Here is a 25,790-nt window from a genome sequence, read left to right as displayed (position 1 = left end):
CTAGTGGGCTAGTTGTTGAGGAAACGGTCCCGTTGTCAAGCTGCCGAGAACAGGCTGGCTGGCGGCAGGAGGCTCGAGAGACGGACGAGATGGGACTGAAAGGTTCAGCCTTCCTGGCGATCTGGCACGACATCGCCGAGGGCCAGCATGGCGAATACATCGAATGGCATACCCGGGAGCACATGCCGGAGCGCCTTTCCGTGCCAGGCTTTCGGACCGGCAAGCGCCTGCATGCGCCGGAGGCCGACCGCTATGTCTTCGGTACGATCTATGCCGGCGATGATCTCGAGGTCTTCCGCTCGCCGGGCTATCTCGCCCGGCTGAACAATCCGACGCCGTGGACGGCGGCGGTGGCGCCGAGCTTCCAGAATTTCCTGCGCGTCGCCTGCGAGCGGGTCGCGAGCGCTGGCAACGGCGATGGCGGCAGCATGGCGACCATCCGCTTCGAATTCGCGCGTCCGGAGGCCGAGACCGCACTCCGGCAGGCGGCACAAAGCCTCGTCGAGCTGATCCTGACGCTGCCCGGCGTATCCTGCGTCCATCTCGGCATCGCCCGCAACGAGGTGTCCGGGGTACGTACTCGCGAGACGGAATTGCGCAGCGCGATGGCCGAAAAAGGCTTCGACGCCGTGATCCTGGTCGAGGGCTCGCAGCGCGCCGGCCTTGAAGCGGCCCAGCCGGAAGTCGAGCGCCTGGCCATCGCGACGGGTACGCTAACCGCGCCGGTGGTGGACCTCTATGAGACCGCCTTCAGCCTGACCAGCGAGGACATGCAGGGGCGGGATTTGCAGGACGCGAACCGGGAGGTGCGGGCATGACGCGCATCCTCGTCACCGGCGGCGGCGGCTTTCTCGGCGGCTGGATCCTGAAGCGCCTCGCCGAGGACGGCCATGCAGTCAGGATCTTCGATCGCTCGACCGATCGGCGCGTGCTGCGCGAGATCGCCGGCGAGCTGGCCGAGCAGGCCGAATGGGTCCAGGGCGACATCACCGATGCTGCAGCCCTGATGCAGGCGGCACGCGACTGTTCCGCCATCATCCATCTTGCTGCCCTGCTGACGCCGGCCTGCAAGGCCGATCCGGTGCTCGGTGCGCAGGTCAACCTGATCGGCACGCTCAACGTCTTCGCGGCGGCCAAGGCGAACGGCATCACGCAGGTCGCCTATGCCAGCAGCGGCGCCGTCTTCGGGCCGGATGACGGCGCAAGGCCGGAGCCGATCACCCATTACGGCGCTTTCAAGCTGGCGACCGAAGGTTGCGCCCGTGCCTATTGGCATGACGACGGCATCGCCAGTGTCGGCCTGCGCCCGACCATCGTCTACGGGCCGGGCCGCGAGATCGGCCTGACCGCCGGGCCGACGCTCGCCTGCCGCGCCGCAGCGGCCGGGCAGCCCTACACCATCGACTATTCCGGGGCGCAGGACCTGATCTTCGTTGGCGATGTCGCTGCGGCCTTCGCGGCGGCGGCGACGAGGCCGATCACCGGCGCGCATGCCTTTTCGCTGACCGGCGGCACCGCCGATGTCACGGAAGTCATCGCCGCGATCGAGGCGGAAGTGTCGGGCGCGTGGATCGGCTTCGATGGGCCGACGGTGCCGATGGCAGCTGAAATCGCGCCAACCCCGTTCGAGGCGGTTCTCGGAGCGATCCCGCGGACATCGCTGCGCGAGGGCATCGCCCGGACGCTGGCGCATTACCGCGCGCTCGCGCCGGCGGCATAAGCGGGCCGGAGGGGAGAGCCGCAAGCCGATCAAGGAGATTGCCGTTGCGAAAACGGGGCCCGGAACGGCCGCCACAAAACCATCGCGACGGCAAAAGCTGGTGACGACACAACAACTCGGAGGAGGACATCATGTTGGGCAAGTTTTCGCGCCGTGCCGCGCTCGCGATGGTCGCGGGTCTCGGTCTCTTCGGCACCGTATCGCAGGCCGACGCGCAGGCGCTCGAGAAGATCAAGAAGGCCGGCGTTATCCGCATCGGCGTGATGGGCGAGCAGGCGCCTTGGGGCTCGATCGACGCCAGCGGCCAGAACATCGGCTATGATGTCGATGTCGGCCGGCTGATCGGCGAGGAGCTCGGCGTCAAGGTCGAGTTCGTGCCGAATGCGGTCGCCGCCCGCATCCCGAACCTCCTGACCAACAAGGTCGACCTGCAGATGGCGGTGATGGGGATGTATCCCGACCGCGCCAAGGCGGTGCAGTTCTCCAAGCCCTATTCCGGGCTGAAGATCATCCTGCTCTCCAGCAAGAAGAACAAGATCGGGAAGATCGAGGACGCCCGCAGCCTGCGCATCGGCGTGCCGCGCGGCGCCGCCCAGGACAAGGCGATCACCACGCTGCTCGGCGACGTCCCGAACATCCGCCGCTTCGACGACGACAGCTCGACCATGCAGGCGCTCGTCTCCGGACAGGTCGACGCGATCGGCGGCAACACCACCTACAAGATCAATCTCGACAAGGCCGCGCCCGGCAACGACTTCGAGCAGAAGCTCGTCTTCAATGAGCAGTGGCAGGGCGTGACCACCAAGCTCGGCGATGCCGAGATCAACACCTGGCTGAACACGTTCATCGATAAGGCCACGGCCGATGGCCGACTCGAGAAGATCAGCCAGAAATGGCTGGCGCAGCCGCTGCCGAGCTTCCCGGCTGCGGTCGAGGGCGTGCCCTTCACCGTCGCCAAGTAAGGGCGGCTCAGACTCCCATACGCCAAGACAGGCATGGGCGCGGCGGTTCTTGCCGCCGCGCCGGCCTCACCGCTGTCGCGGAGGACGGGAATGCGGACGATCTTCATCCTGAACGGGCCGAACCTCAATTTGCTGGGGCAGCGCGAGCCGGAGATCTACGGCCACACGACGCTGGACGAGATCCGTGGCTGGTGCGAGGCCGATGCGGCCGAGCTCGGTCTCGCCGTCGACTTCCGCCAGTCGAATTTCGAGGGCGAGATCATCGAGGCCATTCATGCGGCCCGGATCAAGGCGGCCGGGATCATCATCAACCCGGCCGGCTATACCTTTACCTCGATCGCGATCCTGGACGCGCTCAAGATGTTCGATCGCCCCAAGATCGAGCTGCATATCTCGAACATCCACCAGCGCGAGGCGATCTATCATAACTCGCTGGTCTCGCGGACGGCGACCGCCGTCATCGCCGGCCTCGGCGCCTATGGCTACCGGCTCGCCTTGCGCGCCATGGCGGAGATGACCCGATGACCTCGCCCATGACGAAGACAATTCAGGGCGAAGCCATCCCGGCCCTCGGGCTGGGTACCTTCGAACTGACCGGGCCGGCGGGCGAAGCGGCGATCCGCGCCGCGATCGACCTCGGCTACCGGCAGATCGACACCGCGATCCGCTATGGCAACGAGGTCGAGGTCGGCCGGGCGATCCGGAGCTCCGGCGTGGCGCGGGGCGAACTCTTCGTCACTACCAAGATCTGGTTCAACGACCTTCAGCCCGACACGGTCCACCGCCGCGTCGAGGAGAGCCTGGAGCGGCTCGGGCTCGACCAGGTCGATCTCCTGCTGGTCCATTGGCCGGCAAAGGACGTGCCCCTCGGCGAGACGCTGGCGGCTTTCGTCGAGGAAAGGAACAGGGGCCGGACCCGCCTGATCGGCGTCAGTAATTTCACGGTCGCGTTGCTCGACGAGGCGCTCGACGTGCACAAGGCCGAGCTGTTCTGCAACCAGGTCGAATACCATCCTTTCCTGTCGCAACAGAAGCTGCTCGCCAGGATGCGGCAGGCCGGCATGCTGCTCAATGCCTACCAGCCGATTGCGCGCGGCAAGGTCTTCGACAACGAAGTGCTCAAGTCGCTCGGACACAAATACGGCAAGAGCGCCGGGCAGGTGACGCTCCGCTGGCTCACCCAGCAGGACGGCGTCGGGGCGATCCCGCGCTCAGCCCGCCTGGAGAACATGCGCGCCAATCTCGACATCTTCGACTTCGAGCTGTCGCCGGACGACATGGCGGCGATCCACGGGCTCGCCAGCGGCCAGCGCTATTCCCGCTTCGACTGGGAACCGGCTTGGGACGACTAAGCAAGAACAGGGGATGGGGGAGGACCGATGACACTCGATTTCAGCGTCGTGACCGGCGCCTGGCAGTCGCTGCTCCTGGGTACGTTCGGAACCCTGTTCCTGGCCTTCTCGGGGATGGTGCTCGCGATGATCATCGGCATCCTCGGCGTGGTCATCCTCAGGATGCAGCTGCGGCTGCCTTCGCTGCTGGTCAACGCCTTCATCGAGATCGTGCGCAACACGCCATTCCTGGTGCAGATATTCTTCCTGTTCTTCGCCCTGCCGCTCGCCGGCATCCGCCTCAACCCGACGCTGACGGCGATCCTGGCGCTCGGGGTCAATGGCGGCGCCTATGCGATCGAGATCATTCGCGGGGGCGTCGAGAGTGTGCCGAAGGGCCAGACCGAGGCGGGCCTGGCGCTCGGCCTGCACAAGCACGAGGTCTTCCGGCTGATCGTGCTGAAGCCGGCGCTGCGCGCGATCTACCCGTCACTGTCGAGCCAATTCATCCTGCTGACCCTGACCACGGCGATCTGCACCTCGATCTCGGCCTATGAGCTGACCTCGGTCGGCCAGCGCATCGAGGCGGAGACCTTCCGCAGCTTCGAGGTCTATTTCACCCTGACCGGCATCTATCTGGTGATCTCGCTGGTGACGATGTGGCTGCTCGCGGCGATCGGCCGCCGCGCCTTCAGCTATCCGCAGCGTTGAGGAGAGCGAGATGGGCATCCTCGAACTCACCTATCTCCTGCAGGGCCTGCTCTGGACCTTGCTGCTCGCCGCGATCGGCTTTGCCGGCGGCATCGTCTTCGGCGTCATCATCGCGCTGATGCGGGTCTCGGACTCGCCCTGGCTGCGGATCCCGGCGATCGGCTGGATCGGCCTGTTCCAGGGCACGCCGCTGCTGATGCAATTGTTCGTCGCTTATTTCGGGCTGCCCCTGCTTGGCTTCGACCTGCCGGCCTGGGCGGCCGTCTCGGTCGCGCTGACGGCGCATGCCTCGGCCTTCCTCGGTGAGATCTGGCGCGGCGCGATCCAGGCGGTGCCGCGGGGCCAGAGCGAGGCCGCCGATGCGCTCGGCCTGCCCGCTCGCAGCCGCATGTTCGACGTGATCATGCCGCAGGCCTTCAAATTGTCGCTGCCGGCGACCGTCGGCTTCCTCGTGCAACTGCTCAAGGGGACATCGCTCGCCGCGATCGTCGGGTTCATCGAGCTGACCCGGGCCGGCACGATCGTGTCCAACCAGATCTACAAGCCGTTGCTCGTCTTCGGCGTGGTCGGGGCGATGTATTTCGCCCTGTGCTGGCCACTCTCGCTCTGGGGCCGCCGGCTCGAGCAGAAGATGGCGGCTGCGACCGCGAAATGAGGGGATGACCGTGACCGAGCCCAGCAGTGCCAAAAACGCCACCGCTCCGATGATCGAGATGCGGCATGTCGAGAAGTTCTATGGCCCGTTCCATGCCCTCAAGGGCGTCAATCTCAACGTGGCCAAGGGCGAGAAGATCGTGCTCTGCGGCCCTTCGGGCTCGGGCAAGTCGACGCTGATCCGCTGCATCAATCACCTGGAAGCGATCAAGAGCGGCGAGATCACCGTCGCTGGCCACCGGCTTAGCGACAGCCAGAAGGCGGTCGACGCGGTGCGCCGCGAGGTCGGCATGGTCTTCCAGCAATTCAACCTGTTCCCGCATAAGACGGTGCTGGAGAACTGCATCCTGGCGCCGATGCGGGTGCGCGGCCTCTCGCGCAGCGAGGCGGAGGCGACGGGGCGGAAATATCTGGAGCGGGTCCGGATCGGCGACCAGTCGGCGAAATACCCGGCGCAGCTCTCAGGCGGCCAGCAGCAGCGCGTCGCGATCGCGCGGGCGCTGTGCATGGAACCGAAGGCGATGCTGTTCGACGAACCGACCTCGGCGCTCGATCCGGAAATGGTCAAGGAGGTCCTCGACACCATGGTCTCGCTCGCCCGCGACGGCATGACCATGATCTGCGTGACCCATGAAATGGGCTTCGCCCGGCAGGTGGCGGACCGCGTCATCTTCATGGCCGATGGCGCCATCGTCGAGGAGAACGATCCCGAGAGCTTCTTCCGGGCGCCGGCACACGCCCGCACCCGGGCCTTCCTCGGCGAGATCCTGCACCACTAGCCCTGTGGAATGAGTAAGAGCCGGACGCGCCGTGAAGCGCGTTCCGGCCCTTTCCGGGCTTAGCGGAACAGCGCCAGCGACTTGCTCAACGTGATCCAGACACCCCAGGCGAGCGGCAGGCCGACCACGGCCCAGGCGAGCAGCGTCGTGCCGTCGAAGCCGCCCTTGCCGATGCCGAAGGAGCCGTACTGGACGGTGGCGTTGGCGCTCGCGCCCTTGGCCTGCAGGGCAGCGACCTCCGCATCCTTCATGAACCACCTGGCCGCGACGGGACGGATGAGCAGGTTGCAGATGAAGCCGAGCACCAGCATGCCGGCGAGGATGTACATGGTCCGGTCATAGACCTGCGCACGCGGCACGCCGGCATTGATCTGCGCCTCGCGGATATAGTTCACCACCACCGGGCCGATGATGCCGGCGGTCGACCAGGCCGTGAGCAGCCGGCCATGGATCGCGCCGACGAACTGGGTGCCGAACATGTCGGCGAGATAGGCCGGAACGGTGGCGAAGCCGCCGCCATACATCGACAGGATGATGCAGAAGAAGGCGACGAAGAGCGCCAGCGAGCCGGCATGCGCTGCCCAGGGCGAGAGCCCGTACATCAGGATGCCGAGCCCGAAGAAGGTGGCGTAGGTCAGCTTGCGGCCGAGCTTGTCCGAGAGCGAGGCCCAGAAGAAGCGGCCCATGATGTTGAACAGCGAGAGCAGGCCGACGAAGGCGGCTGCGATCGTGGCGATCTGCTTCTTCTGCTCGGCGTCGAGGGTGGCGAAGCCGATCTCGGGCTTGCCGATCAGCGAGCCCGCGAAGATCTCCTGCAGCATCGGCGAGGCCATGCCGATGACGCCGATACCGGCCGAGACGTTGAGGCAGAGCGCTGCCCAGATCAGCCAGAACTGCGGCGTCTTGTGCGCATCCTTGAGATGGACATGGCCGGAGGTGATCATCGCGTTCTGGTTCGCCGGCGGGGTCCAGCCGTCGGGGCGCCAGCCCGAGGGCGGGATGCGGTAGCCGAAAGTGCCGGCCATCATGAAGACGAAGTAGATGCCGGCCATCACGACGAAGGTTTGCCAGACGCCGACCGAGGTCGGCGTCTTGAAGGTGTTCATCAGGATGTCGGCGAGCGGCGAGCCGATCATGGCGCCGCCGCCGAAGCCCATGATCGCCATGCCGGTGGCCATGCCGCGCCGGTCCGGGAACCACTTCACTAGCGTGGAGACCGGCGAGATGTAGCCGAGGCCGAGGCCGATGCCGCCGATCACGCCGGAGCCGAGCCACATCAGCCAGAGCTGGTGAGTGTAGATGCCGAAGGCCGAGATCAGCAGGCCGCCGCACCAGCACAGGGTCGAGACGAAGGCGGCCTTGCGCGGGCCGACGCGCTCGAGCCAGCCACCCCAGATCGCCGCGGACGAGCCGAGCAGCACGAAGAACAGCGTGTACATCCAGCCGAGATCGGCGACCTTCCAGTCGCAGGCGGTGGTGAACAGCGAGGCGATGAGGCCGACATCGGCGGCGCAGGCGACGGGCTTGGTCACGCCGATCGCCTGGCTGAGCGGCAGCCAGAACACCGAGAAGCCATAGGCCATGCCGATGCACAGATGGATGCAGAGCGCGGCCGGCGGCACGAGCCAGCGGTTGAAGCCGGCCCTGGCGATGATCCTTTCGCGGTCGAGCAACCCTATGCCGGGGGCCGTCTCGCCGATTCCTTGTGCGATGCTCATCCCTCGTCCCTTTCCCCAAAGCACTGCCGTCCGCGCCGGGGCTGCCCGGCTCGTTGCAACTGCCAATCGCGACGCTTGATCGGCCGTCGCGGCCATTCACCCGCTTGGCGCGGGCCTTATCTTGGCGCGCGCCTGCCACACAAGCGGCGACAGTGCTGACGCATCCTTTTCGAAGCCGACGCGGAAATCCTCCCGCATGCGCTTCGTCCAGAACTGGTTGATGTGGTCGGCGATCGAAGCGACGGCCTCGGCCTCGGGATAGGACTTGAAGAAGTCGCCGATCTGGTTCGCCATGAAGGCGAGCTTGGCGAGATTCTCGCTGGCGTGATCTTGGGTCATCGCCTCGTTGCTCTTCGCCTCGATCATCTCGCGACACTCTCCACGGTGTCGGCGAGGCGCCCGGCGAAGACCGTCGCGGAATCGGCTCGGGCGATGCAGACCAGGGTCAGGCCGAGCGCGTTCGCCCGTTCGATCGCCAGCGAGGTCGGCGCCGAGATCGAGACCAGCGTGCCGGCCCCGAAGATCGCTGCCTTCTCGACCATCTCGAAGGAAGCCCGGCTGGTGACCAGCACGAAGCCGTCGCTCGCATCATGGCCGGCGCGCAGGCGGGCGCCGATCAGCTTGTCCAGGGCGTTGTGCCGGCCGACATCCTCGCGCACGGCCAGGATCGCGCCATCGCGGTCGCACCAGGCTGCGGCATGGACCGAGCGGGTCAGGCGGTGCAGCGGCTGCTGGCGTTCGAGTGTGCCGAGCGCCGCGCCGATCGCTGCAGGCGAAACTGGCGTCGCCGTGGCGGCGCGCGCTTCCGCCGTCGGCAGGTCAGCGAGCGCCTCGACACCGCAGAGGCCACAGGAGGTGCGACCCGAGAGGTTGCGGCGGCGGGCGAGGTGCTCGCGAAAGCGGCCGGGCGCCAGCTCGACGCTGACGACGATGCCGTCCTGCTGCGGGGTCGCCGTGATCCCCCTGATCTCCTCGACGCTGCGGACGATGCCCTCGGTCAGGCTGAAGCCGGCGACGAAATCCTCGAGGTCGGACGGCGTCGCCATCATCACCGCATAGGGCATGGTGCCGTAGACGATGTTGACGGGCGCTTCGACCGCGACTTCGGCGCTCACGGGAGCCGCGTCACTGGTCGCGCCGAAGCTGATGGTCCGGACCTGAACCGCGTGGCTCGCCGGGGGCTGGGCGGGCGGGCTATTCCGCGGCATCGGGCAAGCGCCCCGCGATCAGGCGCAGCGAGACATCCTGCTCGCGATTGCGCTCCTGCCATTCGGAATAATAGTTCGTCCTGCGGACCTCGACCGCCGTGACCTTGTATTCCGGGCAGTTGGTCGCCCAGTCGGAATAGTCGGTGGTGATGACATTCGCGCCTGTCTCAGCATGGTGGAATGTGGTGTAGACCACGCCCGGCTGCACCCGCTCGGTGATCTCGGCGCGCAGCGAGATGTCGCCGGAGCGGCTGGCGAGCGCGACGAGATCGCCGTCCTTGATGCCGCGGCTCTCGGCGTCGAAGGGGTGGATCTCCAGCATGTCCTCGTCGTGCCAGGCCTGGTTTTCGGTCCGCCTGGTCTGCGCGCCGACATTGTATTGCGAGAGGATGCGCCCGGTGGTCAGGATCAGCGGATAGCGCGGGCCGGTGCGCTCCTGCGTCGGCACGTATTCGGTGATCATGAACTTGCCCTTGCCGCGCACGAAGCGGTCGACATGCATCAGGGGCGTGCCCGCCGGCGCCTTGTCGTTGCAAGGCCACTGCACCGAGCCGAGCTTCTCGAGCTTGTCGTAGCTGACACCGGCGAAGCTCGGCGTCAGGCGGGCGATCTCGTCCATGATCTCGCTGGGATGGCCATAGGCCATGTCGTAGCCGAGCGCCTGCGAGAGATCGATCGTCGCCTGCCATTCCGATTTGCCCGACAGCGGCGCCATCACCTGGCGGACGCGGTTGATGCGGCGCTCGGCATTGGTGAAGGTGCCGTCCTTCTCCAGGAAAGAGGAGCCTGGCAGGAAGACATGGGCGTATTTCGCCGTCTCGTTCAGGAAGAGGTCCTGGATGACGACGCATTCCATCGCGGCGAGACCCGCAGTGACGTGCTGGGTGTTCGGATCGGACTGGGCGATGTCCTCGCCCTGGACATAGAGGCCCTTGAAGCTGCCGCCGACGGCCTCATCCAGCATGTTCGGGATGCGCAGGCCCTGCTCGGCGTCGAGCGGCACGCCCCACATCATCTCGAAGACCTGCCGGGTCGCATCGTCGGCGACATGGCGATAGCCGGAGAATTCGTGCGGGAACGAGCCCATGTCGCAGGAACCCTGGACATTGTTCTGCCCGCGTAGAGGATTGATGCCGACGCCGTCGCGGCCGATATTGCCGGTCGCCATGGCAAGGTTCGCCATCGCCATCACCGTGGTCGAACCCTGGCTGTGCTCGGTGACGCCGAGCCCATAATAGATCGCGCCATTGCCGCCGGTTGCGTAGAGCCGCGCCGCGGCGCGGACATCGGCCGCCGGCACGCCGGTGAACTCCTCCGTGGCCTCGGGCGAATTGCGCTCCTGCGCGACGAAGCGGGCCCAGAGCTCGAAATCGGCGAGGTCGCAGCGCTCGCGGACGTAAGTCTCGGCGATCAGTCCCTCGGTCACCACGACATGCGAGATCGCGTTGAGCAGGGCGACATTGGTGCCGGGCTTCAATTGCAGGTGGTGGTCCGCCTTGATGTGCGGCGACTTGACGAGATCGATGCGGCGCGGATCGGCGACGATGAGCCGGGCCCCCTGACGCAGGCGCTTCTTCATACGCGAGGCGAAGACCGGATGGCCGTCGGTGGGATTGGCGCCGATGACGATGATGACGTCGGACTTGGCGACCGACTTGAAGTCCTGCGTTCCGGCTGAGGTCCCAAGCGTGGTCTTCAGTCCGTAGCCGGTCGGCGAATGGCAGACGCGGGCACAGGTATCGACATTGTTGTTGCGGAAGGCGGCGCGCACCAGCTTCTGGACGAGGAAGACCTCCTCATTGGTGCAGCGCGAGGAGGTGATGGCGCCGACCGACTCGCGGCCGTACTTGGCCTGGATGCGCTTGAACTCGCTGGCGGCGTAGCCGATCGCCTCATCCCAGGACACTTCGCGCCAGGGGTCGGTGATCTTTTCGCGGATCATCGGCTTGGTCATGCGGTCCTTGTGGGTCGCATAACCCCAGGCGAAACGGCCCTTGACGCAGGAATGGCCTTCGTTCGCCTGGCCGCCTTTATAGGGCACCATGCGCACGACGCGGTCGCCCTGCATCTCGGCCTTGAACGAGCAGCCGACCCCGCAATAAGCGCAGGTCGTTACCTTGGAATGCTCGGGCTGGCCGAGCTCGATCACCTTGTTCTCCATCAGCGTCGCCGTCGGGCAGGCCTGGACGCAAGCGCCGCAGGAGACGCATTCGGAGCCGAGGAAATCGGTCGGACCCGCGGCGACGCGTGAATCGAAACCGCGGCCGGTGATCGTCAGCGCAAAGGTACCCTGCACTTCGGCACAGGCGCGCACGCAGCGATTGCAGACGATGCACTTGCTGGGGTCATAGGTGAAATAGGGGTTCGAGGTGTCTTTCGGCAGCCAGTTCTCGTTGGCATAGCCGTCCATCACCGCCGGCTTGACGTGGTTCTCGCCGTCATAGCCGTAGCGGACCTCGCGCAGGCCGACCGCCCCTGCCATGTCCTGCAGTTCGCAATCGCCATTGGCCGAGCAGGTCAGGCAGTCGAGCGGATGGTCGGAGATGTAGAGCTCCATCACGCCCTTGCGCAGGGAAGACAGGTTCTCCGTCTGGGTGCGCACGACCATGCCGTCCTCGGCCGGGGTCGTGCAGGATGAGGGCGTGCCGCGTCGTCCCTCGATCTCGACCAGGCAGAGCCGGCAGGAGCCGAAAGGTTCGAGTGAATCCGTGGCGCAGAGCTTGGGGATCTTGGTGCCCAGGCTCATCGCCGCCGCCATCACCGAGGTGCCGGCCGGGACGGTGACGCTCTCGCCGTCGATCGTCAGCGTCACCGTCTTCTCGGCGACCCGGATCGGGGTTCCGAAATCGATCTCCTTGATCAGGCTCATCGATGTCTCCTCACTCGGCCGCCAGCGGCAGCTTCGGCGCCGGCGGGCGGTCGAAATCCTCGAAGAAATGGTTGAGCGCGCTCGTCACCGGCATTGGCGTGAGGCCACCCATGGCGCAGAGCGAAGCATCGGTCATCAGCTTGTTGAGATCGCGCAGCACGGCGAGGTTCTTCGGCCGCTCGGTACCAGCGATGATCCTGTCGACCAGCTCGACGCCGCGCGTCGCGCCGATGCGGCAGGGCGTGCACTTGCCGCAGCTTTCCTTGGCGCAGAACTCGAAGGCGAAGCGGGCTTGCCTGGCCATATCGACGCTGTCGTCGAAGACGACGATGCCGCCATGGCCGAGCATCGCCTTGATGCCGGCCAGCGCTTCGTAGTCCATCGGGGTGTCGAGCTGCTTGGCGGTGAGATAGGCACCGAGCGGACCGCCGACCTGCACGGCCCGGATCGGCCGGCCCGAGAGCGTGCCGCCGCCCAGATCCTCGATGATCTCGCGCAGCGAGATGCCGAAGGCGAGCTCGATCAGCCCGCCGCGCCTGACGTTGCCGCCGAGCTGCACCGGCAGCGTGCCGCGCGAGCGGCCCATGCCATAATCGGCGTAAGCCTTGGCGCCGTGGGTCAGGATCCAGGGCACAGCGGCGAAGGAGAGCACGTTGTTGACGATGGTCGGCTTGCCGAACAGGCCCTGCAAGGCCGGGATCGGCGGTTTGGCCCGGACGATGGCGCGCTTGCCTTCCAGGCTCTCCAGCAGCGAGGTCTCCTCGCCGCAGATATAGGCGCCGGCACCCAACCGGGCCTCGAGCTCGAAGGCCTTGCCCGAGCCGAGCACGGATGGGCCGAGCAGGCCGGCATTGCGCGCCTTCAGGATCGCGCGCTGCAGCGCCTTGTGGGCATGCGGATATTCCGAGCGCAGATAGATGTAGCCTTTGGTCGCGCCGACGGCGATCGCGGCGATCGTCATGCCCTCGATCAACAGGAAGGGGTCGCCTTCCATCAGCATCCGGTCGGCAAAGGTGCCGCTGTCGCCTTCGTCGGCGTTGCAGACGATGTATTTCTGTGTCGCCCTGGCGTCGTGGACGGTCTTCCACTTGATCCCGGTCGGGAAGCCGGCGCCGCCGCGGCCGCGCAGGCCGGATTCCTTGACTTCCTCGACGATCTCTCCGCCGGTGAGCGAGAGCGCCTTCTCCAGGCCCTTCAGCCCGTCATGAGCGCGATAATCGGCCAGCGAGAGCGGATCGGTGAGGCCGACGCGTGCGAAGGTCAGGCGCTGCTGGCGCTTCAGCCAGTCGAGTTCCTCGACCGGGCCGAGCCGCAAGGCGTGCGCGCCGCCGCTCTGGAAGCCGGCCTCGAACAGGCCGGTGACGTCCTTGGCCGCGACCGGGCCATAGGCGATCCGCCCCTCCGACGTCTCGACCTCGACCATCGGCTCGAGCCAGAGCATGCCGCGCGAGCCGTTACGGACGATCTCGACGACGACGCCGCGAGCCTGCGCTTCCCTGGCGATGGTCTGCGCCACGCCGTCCGCGCCGACCGAGAGGGCGGCGGCATCGATCGGGACGAAGATGCGAATGATGTCGCTCATTGCCGTGCTCCGCACAGCGCCGCGACGCGGTCGGCATCGACCCGGCCGAGCAATTCGCCCTCGACCAGAGCCGAGGGGCCGAGCGCGCAGTTGCCGAGGCAATAGACGGTCTCGACCACCGCATCATGGCTGCCGGCGTGAGCGTCGACGATGATGCCATGCTCGCGCGCCAGGTCCTGCACCAGCGTTTCGCAGCCGAGCGCCTGGCAGGCTTCGGCCCGGCAGAGCTTGACGATGCGGCGCGGCGGCGGGGCAGTGCGGAAGTCGTGATAGAAGGAGATGGTGCCGTGCACATCGGCCCGCGACAGGTTGAGCGCGTCGGCGATCAGCGGCACGGCCTTGGGATCGACATAGCCGAACTCGTCCTGCAGCGCATGCAGGATCGGCAAGGCCGCTCCTTCGAGATGCGAAAGCCCCGCGATGATCAGGCGAGCGCCGTCTTCGTCCCAGGCCGGGTATGCCGCCATGTCTCCTCCGTCCCCAGCCGGTTCGGCTCTCGATTGGAGGAATTGGACCTTAAGCTTGGAACAGGTTCAAATCGTTTGTTCCAACTGTACGATAGGTAAAACCTATCAAAAATAACCGAAGCGCGGATGGGACCGGATGAGCATAGCACGATCTGGCCGATAAGCATCGATTATCGCGTATTTTTGCGATGCACAAAAAATCTGCGCTGCGACGCGATAGGGCAAGGCTATCGTACGATCGGGCGCCTCGGGAGCGCGGCCTCGGCGACCGGGCGCGTCATCATCAGGAGGTTGCGCGCCAGTGGCGCGAAGGGTTGCCGGTCGGCGACGATCAGGCCGATGGTGCGTTGCGCGGCCGGCTCGACCAGAGGCAGCGCCTTGGTGCCGATCGGCACGCCGAAGAATTCGAGCAGCTGGATCGAGACGATGCTGGCGACGCCCTGGATGCCGGCATGGGAGCAGAGATTGAAGATCGAATTGGTCTCGATCGCCGGCCGCGGCGCCGCCCCGACCGAGCGGAAGATGCCGTCGATGATGCGCCGGTTCTGCATGTCGGAGGTGAGCAGGCAGAGCTTGAGCTCGGCGGCTTCCGCCCAGGTGATGGTGTCGCGCTCGCCGAACTCTCCATCCTCGCGCGTCAGCAGCACATAGGATTCCAGATAGATCGGCTTGGAGATCACCCGGTCGAGCGGCTCGTTGTCGAGATAGGTCAGGCCGACATCGAGCTCGAAATCGTCGATGCGCTGCTGGATCTCAGCCGAAGTCAGCGACAGCACCGTCAGCGACACCTCGGGATAGCGCGAGGAGAAGGGCGCGGTGATGTGCGCGATCATCGGCAGGGCGGTCGGGATCGCGCCGAGCCGGATGCGGCCGCTGATGCCCTCGCGCAGTTCCGCGATCGATTCCTTCATCAGGTCGGCCTCGGCGAGGATGCGCCTGGCATGGGCGAGCACCGCCTCGCCCTCCTTGGTCAGGCCCTGGAAGCGCCGGCCGCGCTCGACGATCAGCACGCCGAGCTCTTCCTCGAGCTGGACGATCGCGGCCGAGAGCGTCGGCTGCGAGACATGGCAGGCCTCGGCCGCCTTGCGGAAATGCTTTTCGCGAGCGAGCGCGTCGAGATAGACGAGCTGGCGAATGATCATGGCCGCATCTCAGGCATCCCCGTCGAACGGCGCTGGCTCCGGTTCGACTCCCACTCCATGCGGCGCGCCGCGAGCAGTCTTCCCAGATTCCAGAGATTTCCGATAGGCACGACGAAAAGGGGCCGCTGCCGCGACCCCGTCCCAAAGCTTGTGCCGGCGCTCAGTTGTGATGCGGCAATACGCCGGCATCACGGCCCGGCCGGCTTTCCACGTCCTTGAAGTGCTCGTGATAGGCGAGGTACTGCGCCTGCTCGGCGAGGGCTCGCTGGTTCTGGACCTGCTCATGCACGATGCTCTCGGCCCCGAGCTCGGTGGCATAGGCCATGGAGCTCGCTCCCGAAAGCAGAAGCGCCGCCGCGAGGGCGACAATCTTGCGCGAAAGCATGGCAATCTCCTGTGTGGTCGAGTCGCCCATGACATGAGCTAGTCACCGTCCGGCGCTTTCCAACGGCCCTGCGACGAGTAAGGGCTCACATTCCCGTTACGCTCTCCAGCTCCGGCAAATGGTCGCCGTCGAAGGCCGGATAGTCGCGCGACCGGGCAGGTTGGAGCAAATCCGCCACACCCCATCGATTTGGCAGGATGTGAACGGCTGTTCATTGCCTCGCGCGCGACGCTGCCTGAGTCTGCTTGTGCGGTTGGGGCCTGACTATTGATGCCGAACGATCTGAAGCTTGCGCGGATGCTGCCGGCGCGTGGCCGGTGGCCGGCGCAGCTATGTCAGTCCGTTTCGATGCTCGCACTCGGCCTTGCGCTGCTCGCCGCCGCGCCCGCCGCCATCGCCCAGTCGGTGACCGGCACCGGCGAGCTGACTCCCGCCATCCCGGCGGCGCCGCTCCCGAACTGGAATCTGGGAGGGGGCAATCTCACCATCGGCGACACCGGCGCCGGCACCTTGACCATAGCCGGTGGCGGGACCGTTTCCGATGTCCGTTTCGGCTCTATCGGCGGCCGGGCGGGCAGCACCGGCGCGCTGACGGTGACCGGCGCCGGCTCGAGCTGGAGCAGCGATCCGGGCTATATCTATGTCGGCCTTGCCGGCACCGGCACGTTGACGGTCGAGGATGGCGGCGCCGTCTCGACCGGCTACCTTCATATCGGCTATGCCGCCGCCGGCAACGGCACGGTGACCGTGACCGGCGCCGGCTCCAATCTGACCGCATCGACTTTTATCTCCGTTGGCTTCCACGGCGCCGGCTCATTGACCGTCGCGGATGGCGCCACGGTCTCCGGTGGCGGGGGCAGCGCCGACGGCAGCACTGTCGGCGCCTCCGCCAGCAGCAATGGCACGGTGACGGTGACCGGCGCGGGCTCGCGCTGGATTAATGCCGGCACCTTCAGGGTCGCCGTCTTCGGCACCGGCACTCTGAGGGTCGAGAATGGTGGTGTCGTCGAGAGCCTCGATGGCCGGCTCGGCGCTGGCGCCGGTAGCAATGGCACGGTGACGGTGACCGGCACCGGCTCGACGTGGACGAACAGCGGCCAGCTGATCGTCGGCCTCGCCGGCACCGGCACGCTGACGATCGAGAATGGCGGCCAGGTTTCTAACACCAATGGCACGATCGGCAGCAACGCCGGCTCAACCGGCACGGTGACGGTGACGGGCACGGGCTCGACCTGGACCAACAGCGGCTACCTCTATGTCGGCGATTCCGGCACCGGCACGTTGACCATCGAGAATGGCGGCACGGTTTCGAACACCTACAGCAATATCGCCAGAAACTCCGGCAGCGTCGGCGCGGTGACGGTGAGCGGTTCCGGTTCGCGCTGGAGCAACAGCGACGCGCTCCTTGTCGGCAACGCCGGCACGGGCACGCTGACCGTCGCAGCCGGCGGAACGGTCTCGAACACCACGGGCTATGTCGGCTTCAACCCCGGCGGCATTGGCACGGTGGCGGTGACGGGCGCCGGTTCGAGCTGGACCAACAGCGGTGAGCTCACTGTCGGCTACCTCGGCACTGGCACGCTGACTGTCGCGGATGGTGGGACGGTCTCGAACACCACGGGCTATGTCGGCAGAGACCTGGGCAGCACTGGCGCGGTGACGGTGAGTGGTTCCGGCTCGCGCTGGAGCAACAGCGGCGACCTCTATGTCGGCCACTCCGGCACCGGCACGCTGACCATCGAGAATGGCGGCAGGGTCAGCAACACGCTCTTTGGTTATGTCGGTACTTCGAGCGGCGGCATTGGCACGGTGACGGTGACGGGCGCCGGCTCGACCTGGACCAACAGCGCCGAGCTTCTTGTCGGCTACTCCGGCACCGGCACGCTGGCCGTCGAGAATGGCGGCAAGGTTTCGAATACCATTGGCTCTGTCGGCAGAAACGCCGGCAGCACGGGCACGGTGACTGTGACCGGCGCCGGCTCGCGCTGGACCAACAGCGCCGAACTCTATGTCGGCTATCAGGGCACCGGCACGCTGACCATCGCCGATGGCGGCACGGTCACCACCGCCGGGGCGGGCGGCTCCATCGGCACGCAGGCCGGTTCGACCGGCACTGTGAAGGTGACCGGCGCGGGCTCGACCTGGACCATCAACAACGTCTCGGCCATGACCGGCGAGCTCTATGTCGGCTCGGCCGGCACCGGCACGCTGATCGTCGAAGATGGCGGCGCGGTCCGGAATACCTCCGGCTATATCGGCTTTGCCTCCGGCAGCAGCGGCACCGCGACGGTGACGGGCGCCGGCTCGCGCTGGACCGTCGACGGCATCCTCGATGTCGGCCATGACGGCGCCGGCACGCTGACCATCGCCAATGGCGGAATAGTCCAGGCCGTCCTCAGCCAGATCGGAAAAAACGGCACCGGTACCGGTGCCGTGACAGTCACGGGCGCCGGCTCTATCTGGCAGAGCGGAAACGGCATCGAAATTGGCGGCAACGGAACGGTGACCGTCGAAAAGGGCGGCCATGTCGGAACGACTTGGCTGAATCTTTATGGCGGCACGCTGAACCTGGTCGGTGATGCCAGCAGTGGCCGTGGCGTGGTCGAGGCCAACTACGTCATCGTCAACCCCGGAGGCACGCTCAATCTGGACGGCGGCATCCTGCGCGCGCGCACGAACCAGTCCTCGTTCATCGACAGTGTCGGCGTGGTGACCATCGGCGCCAACGGCGCCTTCATCGACAGCGGTGGCCATTATATCGCCGTCTCGGCCACTCTCGGCGGCACGGGCGGATTGACCAAGCTCGGCAGCGGCACGCTGGTTCTGACCGGGAACAATACCTATGCCGGCGGGACGACGATATCCGCTGGCTGGCTCGTCGTCGGGGCGGACTTCAATCTCGGCGACGCCTCGGGCGGGCTGACGCTGGACGGCGGCACGCTCTTGGTGACAAACAGCTTCTCCTCCGCACGCACGGTGACGCTGGGTAGCGCCGGCGGCGGCATCGAGGTCGATAGCGGCTATACCTTGGCGCTGTCCGGCACGATCTCGGGCGCCGGCGGGCTGACCAAGAGCGGGGATGGCCAGCTGGCTCTGTCCGGCACCAGCACCTATTCGGGCGCGACCACGGTGTCGGCTGGCGAGCTCCTCATTGACGGCGCGCAGGCCATGTCGGCTGCGTCCGATTACACTGTCGCGGCGGGCGCCTCGCTCAATGTGAACAATGGGCTCGGCACGGTGACGGCCGGCTCGATCGCCGGCGCCGGGCAGATCCGGATCGAGAGCGGCTCGACGCTGGAAACCGGCGCGACCAACGCCTCGACCACCTTCAGCGGCCTGATCTCTGGCGATGGCGGCCTGCGCAAGGTCGGCACGGGCACGCTGACGCTGACCGAAGGCAACACCTATACCGGCGGCACCACGATCGCCGGCGGTGCGATCAGCATCTCCAAGGAGAGCAGGCTCGGCGCGACCTCGGGGGCGCTGACGCTGGATGGCGGCGTGCTGCAGGTGACCGATACGCTGCTGCACGAGCTCACCCGCAACATCATCCTCGGCAGCAATGGCGGCGGCTTCGACATCGTCGAGGCCGGCAACACCTTCTCGGTCTCGCAGTCCTTCTCCGGCACGGGCGCGCTCTCGAAGGCCGGCGCCGGTACGCTCGTGCTGAAGGGCACGAACAGCTATTCCGGCGCGACGACCGTGTCCGGCGGCACCTTGCGGGCGGGCGTCGCCGGCGCATTCTCGTCGGCCTCGGCCTTCACGGTGGCATCAGGCGCGACGCTCGACCTCGCTAACTTTAACCAGAGCATCGCCTCGCTCGCCGGTGCCGGCATGGTCACGCTCGGCTCGGGCACGCTGACCGCTGGCTCGGACAACAGCTCGACGATCTTTTCAGGCACGATCACCGGCACGGGCGGGGTGACCAAGGCCGGCACCGGCACGCTGACGCTGTCGGGAGCCAACACCTATACCGGTTCGACCAAGGTCTCGTCCGGCAAGCTCGTCGTGAACGGCTCGCTGGCGAGCACTGTCACGCTCGACGGCGGCACGCTCGGCGGCTCGGGCACGATCGCCGGCGTGAGCGTCGCCAGCGGCGCGACGGTGGCGCCGGGCAACTCGATCGGGACGCTGACGGTCTCCGGCAATGTCGCCTTCGCCTCGGGCTCGACCTATCAGGTCGAGATCAATGCCGCCGGTCAGGGCGACAAGATCGTGGCCTCCGGCTCGGCCAGCATCAGCGGCGGTACCGTCCAGGTTCTCGCCGAGAACGGCAACTACGCGGCCTCGACGAACTACACCATCCTGACCGCCTCCGGCGGGGTCTCGGGCCAGTTCTCGACGGTGACCTCGAACCTCGCCTTTCTGACGCCATCGCTGGCCTACGACAACAACAACGTCACGCTGACGATGATACGCAACGACGCCAGCTTCGGTCCTGATGGCGGTGGTGCGCAGCGGGCCTCCATCGCCGCGACGCGCAACCAGGGCTTCATCGCGATTGCGGCCGAGCGGCTCGGGGTCGGCAATCCCGTCTATGACGCGCTGGTCTCGGCGACGGCGGCTGAAGCCCGCGCCGGCTTCGACCTGCTCTCGGGCGAGGCGCATGCCCAGGCCGTCTCGGTGATGATCGACGAGAGCCGGCTGGTGCGCGACACCATTCTGGGCCACCTGCGCGGGCCGCTGCTGACGCAGCCTGGCCAGCAGATTGCAGGCGCCTTTACCGCCGATCTCCCCGGCCGCAAGAGCGCGATCGTGATGCCGGCCCCGGTGCCGCAGCCGCGCTACGCGCTCTGGGGCACGGCCTTCGGCAGCACCGGCAATACGGACGCCGACGGCAATGCCGCGAGCCTGAGCCGCCGCAGCGGTGGCGCCCTGCTCGGCGCCGACCTGGTGCTCTACGATGCGCCGGGGTCCTCGCTGAAGGTCGGCGTCGCCGGCGGCTACAGCCAGTCGCGCTTCGATCTCGATGCCAGGCTCTCCACGGGCAAGCTCGAGAGCGGCCATGCCGCGCTCTATGCCGGGGCGCGCTTCGGCAGCCTGCGCTTCGATGCTGGCGCGGCCTACACATGGTCGGAAAGCGACATCCGCCGCCAGGTCCAGATCCGCGGCTTCGGCGATCTGCTGCGGCTGCAGCGTCCGGGCTCGGTGACGCAAGGGTTTGCCGAACTCGGCTATGGCTTCGCGTTCGATGGCATCGCGCTCGAGCCCTTCGCGCAGCTCGCCTTGATCCGGGTCTCGACCGACGCCGGCACCGAGCGTGGCGGGGCGGCGGCCTTGCGCGTCTTCGGCAGCGACCAGACGCTCGGCTTCACCAGGCTGGGCCTGCGGGCCGAGGCGCAGATCGGGGCGATGCCGCTGTTCGCCCGCGCCATGCTCGGCTGGCGCCATGGCTTCGGCGAGCTCACGCCGCAGGCCAGGACCGCCTTCGTCGCCGGAACCACGCCGGCCACGGTCTTCGCTGCCAGGATCGATCGCGACGCCCTCGTCGCCGAGGCCGGCCTCGACTGGCGCATTTCGCAGGCCACCGCGCTCGGCCTGACCTACTCTGCGACAATCGGCGAGCGCTCCAGAGACCACGCCCTCAAGGGACGCGTCGAGATGCGGTTTTGAGGCTCCTGCCGCCGCTCCCTACGGATCGGGTTGCCACGGCTCCGTGCGCAGGACATGGCCGCCCAGCCGGGCGAAGGCGCGCTGGCGGCAGGAGAAGACGATGACCTGCTGGGCGCTGGCCTGGCGATGCAGCGCGTCGAACATTTTTTCGATGCGATCGTCGTCGGAATAGACCAGCGCATCGTCGAGGATGACGGGGGTGGGCTGGCCGCCCTTGGCGAGCAGCCGGGCGAAGGCCAGTCGTGTCAGGATCGCGAGCTGCTCGCGCATGCCGCCGCTGAGGACGCCGACCTGTTCGTCGAGGCCATTGCGCTGCACCGAGCGCGGCAGCAGCGTATCCTCGTCGAAGGTGACGCTGGCATCGTCGAACAGCAAGCCGAGGAGCGGGCGCAGCTCCTGCAGCACCGGCGCGAAATAATGGTCGCGCGCCTGCGAGCGCGCGGCTTCGAGCGCACCGCGCAGCCGGGTCAGGATAGCGACCTCGCGGGCGAGCGCAGCGGAGCGTTGCTGCGCCTGCGTGAGCTTGTCGCGAGTTTCCTGCCAGGCTTCTTCGATCGCTGTCTCAGTGCGGGTCTGGATGCGGCCATCGAGGCCCGCAGCCTCCTCGCGCAGGCGGGTGATCTCCTCGCGCGCTGCGTCCATGACCGAGCGCAGGCGCAACTGGCGGGCTTCTGCCGCCGCAAGGTCGATGGTGCGCGCCGCGAGCTCTTCGACCTGCTGCTGCGCCGCCCGCCAGGCCCGGTTCGTCTCGTCATGCTCCACCGAGAGGCGCTCCTCGCGCCCGTGCCATTCCCCCTCGGGACCCAGACTCTCGGCGAGTGCGGCGAGTGCGGAGGATAATCCGGCGGCGTGGCGTTCCGCCTCGACCAGAGCGGAGGCTGAGGTCTCGGTCCGGGCCTGCGCCGCTCGGGCCGCTTCGCGCATGGCGCCTACGCGCGCCTCGACGGTCCCAAGCTGTCGGCGTGCCGCATCCAGATCAGCGGGCGCTTCGTTGGCGCCGGCTGCTTCGGTCTCCAGGCGCGCGATCTGTTCCTGCAAGGCTGCGAGCCCGCCGGGCGCCAGCAGCAGGAGGCGCCGGCGCGCCAGGTCGAGATCGGCCTTGAGGTCGCGCGCCTGCACCTCGCGCAGGCGCGCCGCGGCGAGACTGTCGACCTGAAGCTCGTCGAGCAGCGCCTGCCGCTTCGCCCGTGTCCGGGCGATGTTCCGGTCGTCCTCCTCGGCCTGCGGCGCCGTGATGGTCAGGCGGCCGATCGCAGCGATCTCGATCTGCGTCGTGCCGGCGAGCGAGCGCTCCTCGGCTTGTGCAAGCGTCACGCCCGCGATCGAGATCCCGCCTTCCGCGCCGTCCGCGTAATCGATGCGCAAGTGCGGCGCCCGCGCTTCGGCCCTGGCCTGCAATTGCAGCAACTGACCGTCGACCTGCTCGAGCTCGGCGATCTTGCCGGCTGGCAGGACAAGGCTCTTGAGGGTCGCCTCCATGCGCTCGATCTGCTCGCGGGCGGCCTGCGCTTCCCGCTCGCTGTCCCGAGCGGTGGCCAGCCGATTCGCCGCCTCCTGCGCGCGCAAGGCCCGTTCCAGGCGGGCGAGGAGGTCACGCTGCTCGCGTTCCTCGCGTTCGGCGCTCTCAACCGCGGTCGCGGCCTCCCGCACGACGCCGGCGGCGCCCTGGTGGCGGGCGCGGGCGGCGTCCCGCTCCTTTGCGGCGCCGGTCTCGATGTCGCGCAGGCCGGCAAATCGGGCGAGCGCCTGCCGGAAGCCGGTCAGGGCCTGATCCGCCGAGATGCGCCGGTTCAGCGCCAGGGCCGCCTTGCTCTCCGCCGCCTTGAGGGATTCGGTCTGTGCCTTGGCGGTTGCTAATTCCGCCTCGGCTTCTGCCAGAGCGGCCTGGCGTTCCCGCGCCGTCTCCGGCGTATCGATCTCGGCGAGCCGCCCCCGGATCGCCCGGCGTCGGTCGAGCGCCGCGCGCAGATCTGCGACCTCGGCGCCAAGGCGGCGCTCCTGTTCCGCCAATTGCTCGCTCTCGTCGATGGCGATGGCGTAGGGACCGCCCGTCTTGGGCCTGCCGGTCGCCGTCACCAGCCGCAACAGTTCCTCCTCGCAGGCGATGAGCGCCTCGGTCATGCGCCGCCCGCCGGTTAGCGCCTCGACCTCGCCCTGGACCGAGGTCAGCACGGTTTCCCGCGCGCGCCGCTCCGTCTCGTCGTCCGCCTTGGCGCGCCGCTCGATGCCGGTCACGCCCTGTCGGACCCAGAGCAGGCCGGCCGGCCCGCTGATGCCGCCCTTCACCAGTCCGGAGATGAAGCGTTCGGCTTCGTCTGCCTGCGCGATCAGGCGGCCGCTGTCGCGCTCGCGGACCTGGGCGCGGCGGCCGCCATAGAACTGCTTGGTCAGCCGGAAGGCGCCGTCGGCGGTGGTGAGGTCCGCCTCGACCAGCGGATTGCCGCCGCTATAGGGCCGCAGCGCCTGGACAGAGCCGGGCGTGCCGGTATGCGGCTGGAAGAACAGCGCGTGCAGGGCGTCGAAGCAGGTCGACTTGCCATGCTCGTTGGCTGCGCAGAGCACGTTGATGCCGTCGCCGATGTTCTCGATGCGCACGCCGGTGCTGGCGAAGCGGCGAACATTGTGCAGGCGCAGGGCGGTCAGCTTCATCAGGACGCCGCCGCGCAATACGAGAACAGGCGCATCAGCGCCTCGCGTGCCACCTCGCGCTCACCGGAGGAGCGGCCGTCGTCCCGGCTCTCGGCGAGCAGCATGTCGGCGGCCTGCCGCAAGGCGCCAGCATGGTCGATCTGGTCAAGATCCTCGCTCTCGCATTCCGTGACCAGTTCCTGCGCTTCCAGCTGCAGCAGGGCAAATTCAGGCGCGATCGCCTTGATATCGGCTTCCAACCGAGCCCGCGCCGGCGGCCGCGTCCGACCGGTCGCGAGGATGCGAAGAAGTGTCTGGCGCCGCGCAGGACCCGCCGGCAGCAGCGCTGCCAGATGCGCGCCAGGGTCGTCGCCCGCCAGGCAGTCGAGCGCGAGCGTGCGCCAGTCGAACGATCCGGTCTCGATGGGTTCGACCACGGGCTCGGCCGCCGCTGCGGGAATCGTGACTAGCAAGGCGCGGCCCGAGGCGTCGTGCTTGAACCGGTCCGGCTCCGGCGCGCCGCTATACCAGGTGCGCGGTCCGATCCGCATCTGGCCGTGCCAATCCCCGAGGGCAAGATAATCGAGGCCGGCGCGGGTCGCCCGGTCGGGGGCGATGACGTCGCCGGCGCCGCCATCTTCCGAAAAGCTCTGTACGGCACCATGGGCGAACCCGATCCGGATCGCACCCGGCGGGGTCGCCGATCCGTCCAGCCATTCGGTGAGGTCGCGGCCCGGCCGGCGCGTTGTGCACGGCGCCGGCAGGAGGACGACGTCGTCGGTGAGCCGGAGAGGGGCCGGCTCGGTCGCGAGGACGACATTGCCGGGCCGCGACGTCGCAAGGCCTGCCCAGAGCGCCTCGGCGGCGAGCGAATCGTGGTTGCCGGGTAGCAGGATCCAGCGAAGGCCGTCATGCCCCGCCATGGCGGCCAGTGCCTGGCGAAGCACGGCCGGGCTCGGCGTTTCCGTATCGAACACGTCGCCGGCGAGCAGGATCGTCTGCGCACCCGCGGCGCGGGCTTGGGCCGCCAGCCGGTCGAGCACGGTATGGCGGGCCTCGCGCAGCCGCCCGCGCAGTTCGTCCGGCATCGAGCCGAAGGGCTTGCCGAGATGCAGGTCGGCGCTGTGAAGGAAGCGGAACATCTGACGTGGTCTACCTGCCGCTTCCGGCCGTGACCAGATGCTGGCCGCCCGCCTCGCGCTGGACCGGGTCGATCGATGAAACCGGGAGGTCGATCATCGAGATCGCGCTCCGCGCCTGCTCAACGTCATGGACCTTGCGCTACGCTGTCTTCCCCGGCCGCTGGGCGCAGGCCGGCGCAGGCCGGCGCAGGCCGGCGCAGCAGGTGCGTGGTGATTGGGGAAAGGAGTTTGAAATGGCGCGCCCGACACGATTCGAACGTGTGACCTTTGCCTTCGGAGGGCAACGCTCTATCCAGCTGAGCTACGGGCGCTTTCCGTGGAGGCTGGATAGCCGATCCCCGCTGCTTCGGCAATGCGGGAATTTGCGATGATGCGGTTCACGCTGCGAGACCGGTCCCGCACCAGACTCCCTCATTTAGGACGACAGCACGGGAGACCCGCCGATTTGAAGAACGGAGTGGACGGCTTCGACATCGAGGAGGTCTTCCCCGAGGACGGCGACCTCCTCGTGCTCTCGCTGGGCTTCGTGTCGGCGGGCGATTCGCTTGATATCCTGCATGTCGCATGTCGCATGTGGCCGGCAGCGCGGCGGCCGCCAGCCGCCGCGGGTCGAAGGCCTGCTCTACCTCGAACGCACCGACCAGGGTCTGGCCTGCGACGGCTGCGAGGTGATCCGGCTGGCGGCGCGTCTCGACCATGTCGAGCTCGTGCTGAGCGAAGAAGGCGCGCGGCTGCTGCAGCTGCCGCGCCTCGTCCGGTTCCGCTTCGGCACTCGTCCCGAGCTGCTTCCGACCGCGCTGGCTCAGCTGAAGGTTATGGCGGCCGCGGGACAGGATTGCGTCGTCATTGACGGGCCGGCGTGACGGCCCGTCGGCGCCC

20 protein-coding genes and 1 tRNA gene are annotated in these 25,790 nt (G+C 67.5%); 10 read left to right on the top strand and 11 right to left on the bottom strand.

Annotated features, from left to right (window positions below; translation table 11 throughout):
- Positions 1–89 precede the first annotated feature (89 nt).
- The 8 genes from GV161_RS06945 to GV161_RS06910 all read left to right on the top strand — a co-directional run bounded on the left by GV161_RS06945 (position 90) and on the right by GV161_RS06910 (position 6,157).
- Entirely contained in the window at positions 90–818 is a 729-nt protein-coding gene (locus GV161_RS06945) for a hypothetical protein (RefSeq protein WP_152015401.1), read from the top strand.
- Entirely contained in the window at positions 815–1,720 is a 906-nt protein-coding gene (locus GV161_RS06940) for an NAD(P)-dependent oxidoreductase (protein WP_152015402.1), read from the top strand. The genes GV161_RS06945 and GV161_RS06940 overlap by 4 nt, the downstream gene beginning before the upstream one ends.
- A 131-nt stretch (positions 1,721–1,851) precedes the next feature.
- Positions 1,852–2,682, top strand: a complete 831-nt coding sequence (locus GV161_RS06935) for a transporter substrate-binding domain-containing protein (protein ID WP_152015403.1) — start codon at positions 1,852–1,854, stop codon at positions 2,680–2,682.
- Positions 2,683–2,772: 90 nt separating this feature from the next.
- Positions 2,773–3,207 carry a type II 3-dehydroquinate dehydratase gene (aroQ, locus tag GV161_RS06930; protein WP_152015404.1) on the top strand — a complete coding sequence of 145 codons (435 nt, stop codon included), beginning with the start codon at positions 2,773–2,775 and terminating at the stop codon, positions 3,205–3,207.
- Between the two features lie 8 nt (positions 3,208–3,215).
- Complete coding sequence (locus GV161_RS06925) at positions 3,216–4,034, top strand: aldo/keto reductase (RefSeq protein WP_244624146.1); 819 nt, start codon at positions 3,216–3,218, stop codon at positions 4,032–4,034.
- A 27-nt stretch (positions 4,035–4,061) separates the two neighbouring features.
- A complete protein-coding gene (locus GV161_RS06920) occupies positions 4,062–4,724 on the top strand; it encodes an amino acid ABC transporter permease (protein ID WP_152015406.1) in 663 nt (220 codons plus the stop codon).
- A gap of 10 nt (positions 4,725–4,734) precedes the next feature.
- Positions 4,735–5,379, top strand: coding sequence for an amino acid ABC transporter permease (locus GV161_RS06915; protein ID WP_152015407.1), 645 nt, complete (start codon positions 4,735–4,737; stop codon positions 5,377–5,379).
- A 58-nt stretch (positions 5,380–5,437) separates the two neighbouring features.
- Positions 5,438–6,157: an amino acid ABC transporter ATP-binding protein gene (locus GV161_RS06910; protein ID WP_152016220.1), complete on the top strand. Its 720-nt coding sequence runs from the start codon at positions 5,438–5,440 to the stop codon at positions 6,155–6,157.
- Between the two features lie 59 nt (positions 6,158–6,216).
- On the opposite strand, the gene GV161_RS06905 is transcribed toward GV161_RS06910, so the two are convergent.
- The 8 genes from GV161_RS06905 to GV161_RS06870 all read right to left on the bottom strand — a co-directional run bounded on the left by GV161_RS06905 (position 6,217) and on the right by GV161_RS06870 (position 15,528).
- Complete coding sequence (locus GV161_RS06905; RefSeq protein WP_152015408.1) at positions 6,217–7,875, bottom strand: OFA family MFS transporter; 1,659 nt, start codon at positions 7,873–7,875, stop codon at positions 6,217–6,219.
- Between the two features lie 96 nt (positions 7,876–7,971).
- Entirely contained in the window at positions 7,972–8,241 is a 270-nt protein-coding gene (locus tag GV161_RS06900; RefSeq protein ID WP_348521245.1) for a formate dehydrogenase subunit delta, read from the bottom strand.
- Positions 8,238–8,990: a formate dehydrogenase accessory sulfurtransferase FdhD gene (gene fdhD / locus GV161_RS06895; RefSeq protein WP_248310621.1), complete on the bottom strand. Its 753-nt coding sequence runs from the start codon at positions 8,988–8,990 to the stop codon at positions 8,238–8,240. The genes GV161_RS06900 and fdhD overlap by 4 nt, the downstream gene beginning before the upstream one ends.
- A gap of 79 nt (positions 8,991–9,069) precedes the next feature.
- On the bottom strand, positions 9,070–11,952 hold the full coding sequence (gene fdhF, locus GV161_RS06890) for a formate dehydrogenase subunit alpha (RefSeq protein ID WP_152015410.1): 2,883 nt from the start codon (positions 11,950–11,952) through the stop codon (positions 9,070–9,072).
- 10 nt (positions 11,953–11,962) lie between these two features.
- Positions 11,963–13,534, bottom strand: a complete 1,572-nt coding sequence (locus GV161_RS06885) for an NADH-quinone oxidoreductase subunit NuoF (protein WP_152015411.1) — start codon at positions 13,532–13,534, stop codon at positions 11,963–11,965.
- Positions 13,531–14,001, bottom strand: coding sequence for an NAD(P)H-dependent oxidoreductase subunit E (locus GV161_RS06880; RefSeq protein WP_152015412.1), 471 nt, complete (start codon positions 13,999–14,001; stop codon positions 13,531–13,533). Before GV161_RS06880 ends, GV161_RS06885 begins: the two co-directional genes overlap by 4 nt.
- A gap of 227 nt (positions 14,002–14,228) precedes the next feature.
- Positions 14,229–15,143 carry a LysR substrate-binding domain-containing protein gene (locus tag GV161_RS06875; protein ID WP_244624147.1) on the bottom strand — a complete coding sequence of 305 codons (915 nt, stop codon included), beginning with the start codon at positions 15,141–15,143 and terminating at the stop codon, positions 14,229–14,231.
- Positions 15,144–15,303: 160 nt separating this feature from the next.
- Entirely contained in the window at positions 15,304–15,528 is a 225-nt protein-coding gene (locus tag GV161_RS06870) for a hypothetical protein (RefSeq protein WP_152015413.1), read from the bottom strand.
- Positions 15,529–15,876: 348 nt separating this feature from the next.
- On the opposite strand from GV161_RS06870, the gene GV161_RS06865 reads away from it, so the two are divergent.
- Positions 15,877–21,141, top strand: coding sequence for an autotransporter domain-containing protein (locus GV161_RS06865; RefSeq protein WP_159650183.1), 5,265 nt, complete (start codon positions 15,877–15,879; stop codon positions 21,139–21,141).
- Positions 21,142–21,159: 18 nt separating this feature from the next.
- Here the strand turns inward: GV161_RS06865 and GV161_RS06860 are convergent, their stop codons facing one another.
- The 3 genes from GV161_RS06860 to GV161_RS06850 all read right to left on the bottom strand — a co-directional run bounded on the left by GV161_RS06860 (position 21,160) and on the right by GV161_RS06850 (position 25,222).
- A complete protein-coding gene (locus tag GV161_RS06860; protein ID WP_152015415.1) occupies positions 21,160–23,790 on the bottom strand; it encodes an AAA family ATPase in 2,631 nt (876 codons plus the stop codon).
- Positions 23,790–24,911, bottom strand: coding sequence for a DNA repair exonuclease (locus GV161_RS06855; protein WP_152015416.1), 1,122 nt, complete (start codon positions 24,909–24,911; stop codon positions 23,790–23,792). Before GV161_RS06855 ends, GV161_RS06860 begins: the two co-directional genes overlap by 1 nt.
- Before the next feature lie 234 nt (positions 24,912–25,145).
- Positions 25,146–25,222 (bottom strand) — tRNA-Arg (locus GV161_RS06850).
- 246 nt (positions 25,223–25,468) lie between these two features.
- Between GV161_RS06850 and GV161_RS06845 the strand changes: the two genes are divergently transcribed.
- Complete coding sequence (locus tag GV161_RS06845) at positions 25,469–25,774, top strand: hypothetical protein (protein WP_152015417.1); 306 nt, start codon at positions 25,469–25,471, stop codon at positions 25,772–25,774.
- Positions 25,775–25,790 lie beyond the last annotated feature (16 nt).

Origin of the sequence: Bosea sp. 29B, from assembly GCF_902506165.1 — a bacterium.
In the GTDB taxonomy this organism is placed as follows: Bacteria; Pseudomonadota; Alphaproteobacteria; order Rhizobiales; family Beijerinckiaceae; genus Allobosea.
The sequence above is the reverse complement of the archived record's forward strand: the minus strand, read 5'-3'. Positions and strand labels throughout refer to the sequence as shown.

What these genes read in the sequence shown, in the direction of transcription:
- GV161_RS06945 (WP_152015401.1), top strand. Translation starts at nt 90, where the DNA reads ATGGGACTGAAAGGTTCAGCCTTCCTGGCGATCTGGCACGACATCGCC.
- GV161_RS06940 (WP_152015402.1), top strand. Translation starts at nt 815, where the DNA reads ATGACGCGCATCCTCGTCACCGGCGGCGGCGGCTTTCTCGGCGGCTGG.
- GV161_RS06935 (WP_152015403.1), top strand. Translation starts at nt 1,852, where the DNA reads ATGTTGGGCAAGTTTTCGCGCCGTGCCGCGCTCGCGATGGTCGCGGGT.
- aroQ (WP_152015404.1), top strand. Translation starts at nt 2,773, where the DNA reads ATGCGGACGATCTTCATCCTGAACGGGCCGAACCTCAATTTGCTGGGG.
- GV161_RS06925 (WP_244624146.1), top strand. Translation starts at nt 3,216, where the DNA reads ATGACGAAGACAATTCAGGGCGAAGCCATCCCGGCCCTCGGGCTGGGT.
- GV161_RS06920 (WP_152015406.1), top strand. Translation starts at nt 4,062, where the DNA reads ATGACACTCGATTTCAGCGTCGTGACCGGCGCCTGGCAGTCGCTGCTC.
- GV161_RS06915 (WP_152015407.1), top strand. Translation starts at nt 4,735, where the DNA reads ATGGGCATCCTCGAACTCACCTATCTCCTGCAGGGCCTGCTCTGGACC.
- GV161_RS06910 (WP_152016220.1), top strand. Translation starts at nt 5,438, where the DNA reads ATGCGGCATGTCGAGAAGTTCTATGGCCCGTTCCATGCCCTCAAGGGC.
- GV161_RS06905 (WP_152015408.1), bottom strand. Translation starts at nt 7,875, where the DNA reads ATGAGCATCGCACAAGGAATCGGCGAGACGGCCCCCGGCATAGGGTTG.
- GV161_RS06900 (WP_348521245.1), bottom strand. Translation starts at nt 8,241, where the DNA reads ATGATCGAGGCGAAGAGCAACGAGGCGATGACCCAAGATCACGCCAGC.
- fdhF (WP_152015410.1), bottom strand. Translation starts at nt 11,952, where the DNA reads ATGAGCCTGATCAAGGAGATCGATTTCGGAACCCCGATCCGGGTCGCC.
- GV161_RS06885 (WP_152015411.1), bottom strand. Translation starts at nt 13,534, where the DNA reads ATGAGCGACATCATTCGCATCTTCGTCCCGATCGATGCCGCCGCCCTC.
- GV161_RS06880 (WP_152015412.1), bottom strand. Translation starts at nt 14,001, where the DNA reads ATGGCGGCATACCCGGCCTGGGACGAAGACGGCGCTCGCCTGATCATC.
- GV161_RS06875 (WP_244624147.1), bottom strand. Translation starts at nt 15,143, where the DNA reads ATGATCATTCGCCAGCTCGTCTATCTCGACGCGCTCGCTCGCGAAAAG.
- GV161_RS06870 (WP_152015413.1), bottom strand. Translation starts at nt 15,528, where the DNA reads ATGCTTTCGCGCAAGATTGTCGCCCTCGCGGCGGCGCTTCTGCTTTCG.
- GV161_RS06865 (WP_159650183.1), top strand. Translation starts at nt 15,877, where the DNA reads ATGCTCGCACTCGGCCTTGCGCTGCTCGCCGCCGCGCCCGCCGCCATC.
- GV161_RS06860 (WP_152015415.1), bottom strand. Translation starts at nt 23,790, where the DNA reads ATGAAGCTGACCGCCCTGCGCCTGCACAATGTTCGCCGCTTCGCCAGC.
- GV161_RS06855 (WP_152015416.1), bottom strand. Translation starts at nt 24,911, where the DNA reads ATGTTCCGCTTCCTTCACAGCGCCGACCTGCATCTCGGCAAGCCCTTC.
- GV161_RS06845 (WP_152015417.1), top strand. Translation starts at nt 25,469, where the DNA reads ATGTCGCATGTCGCATGTGGCCGGCAGCGCGGCGGCCGCCAGCCGCCG.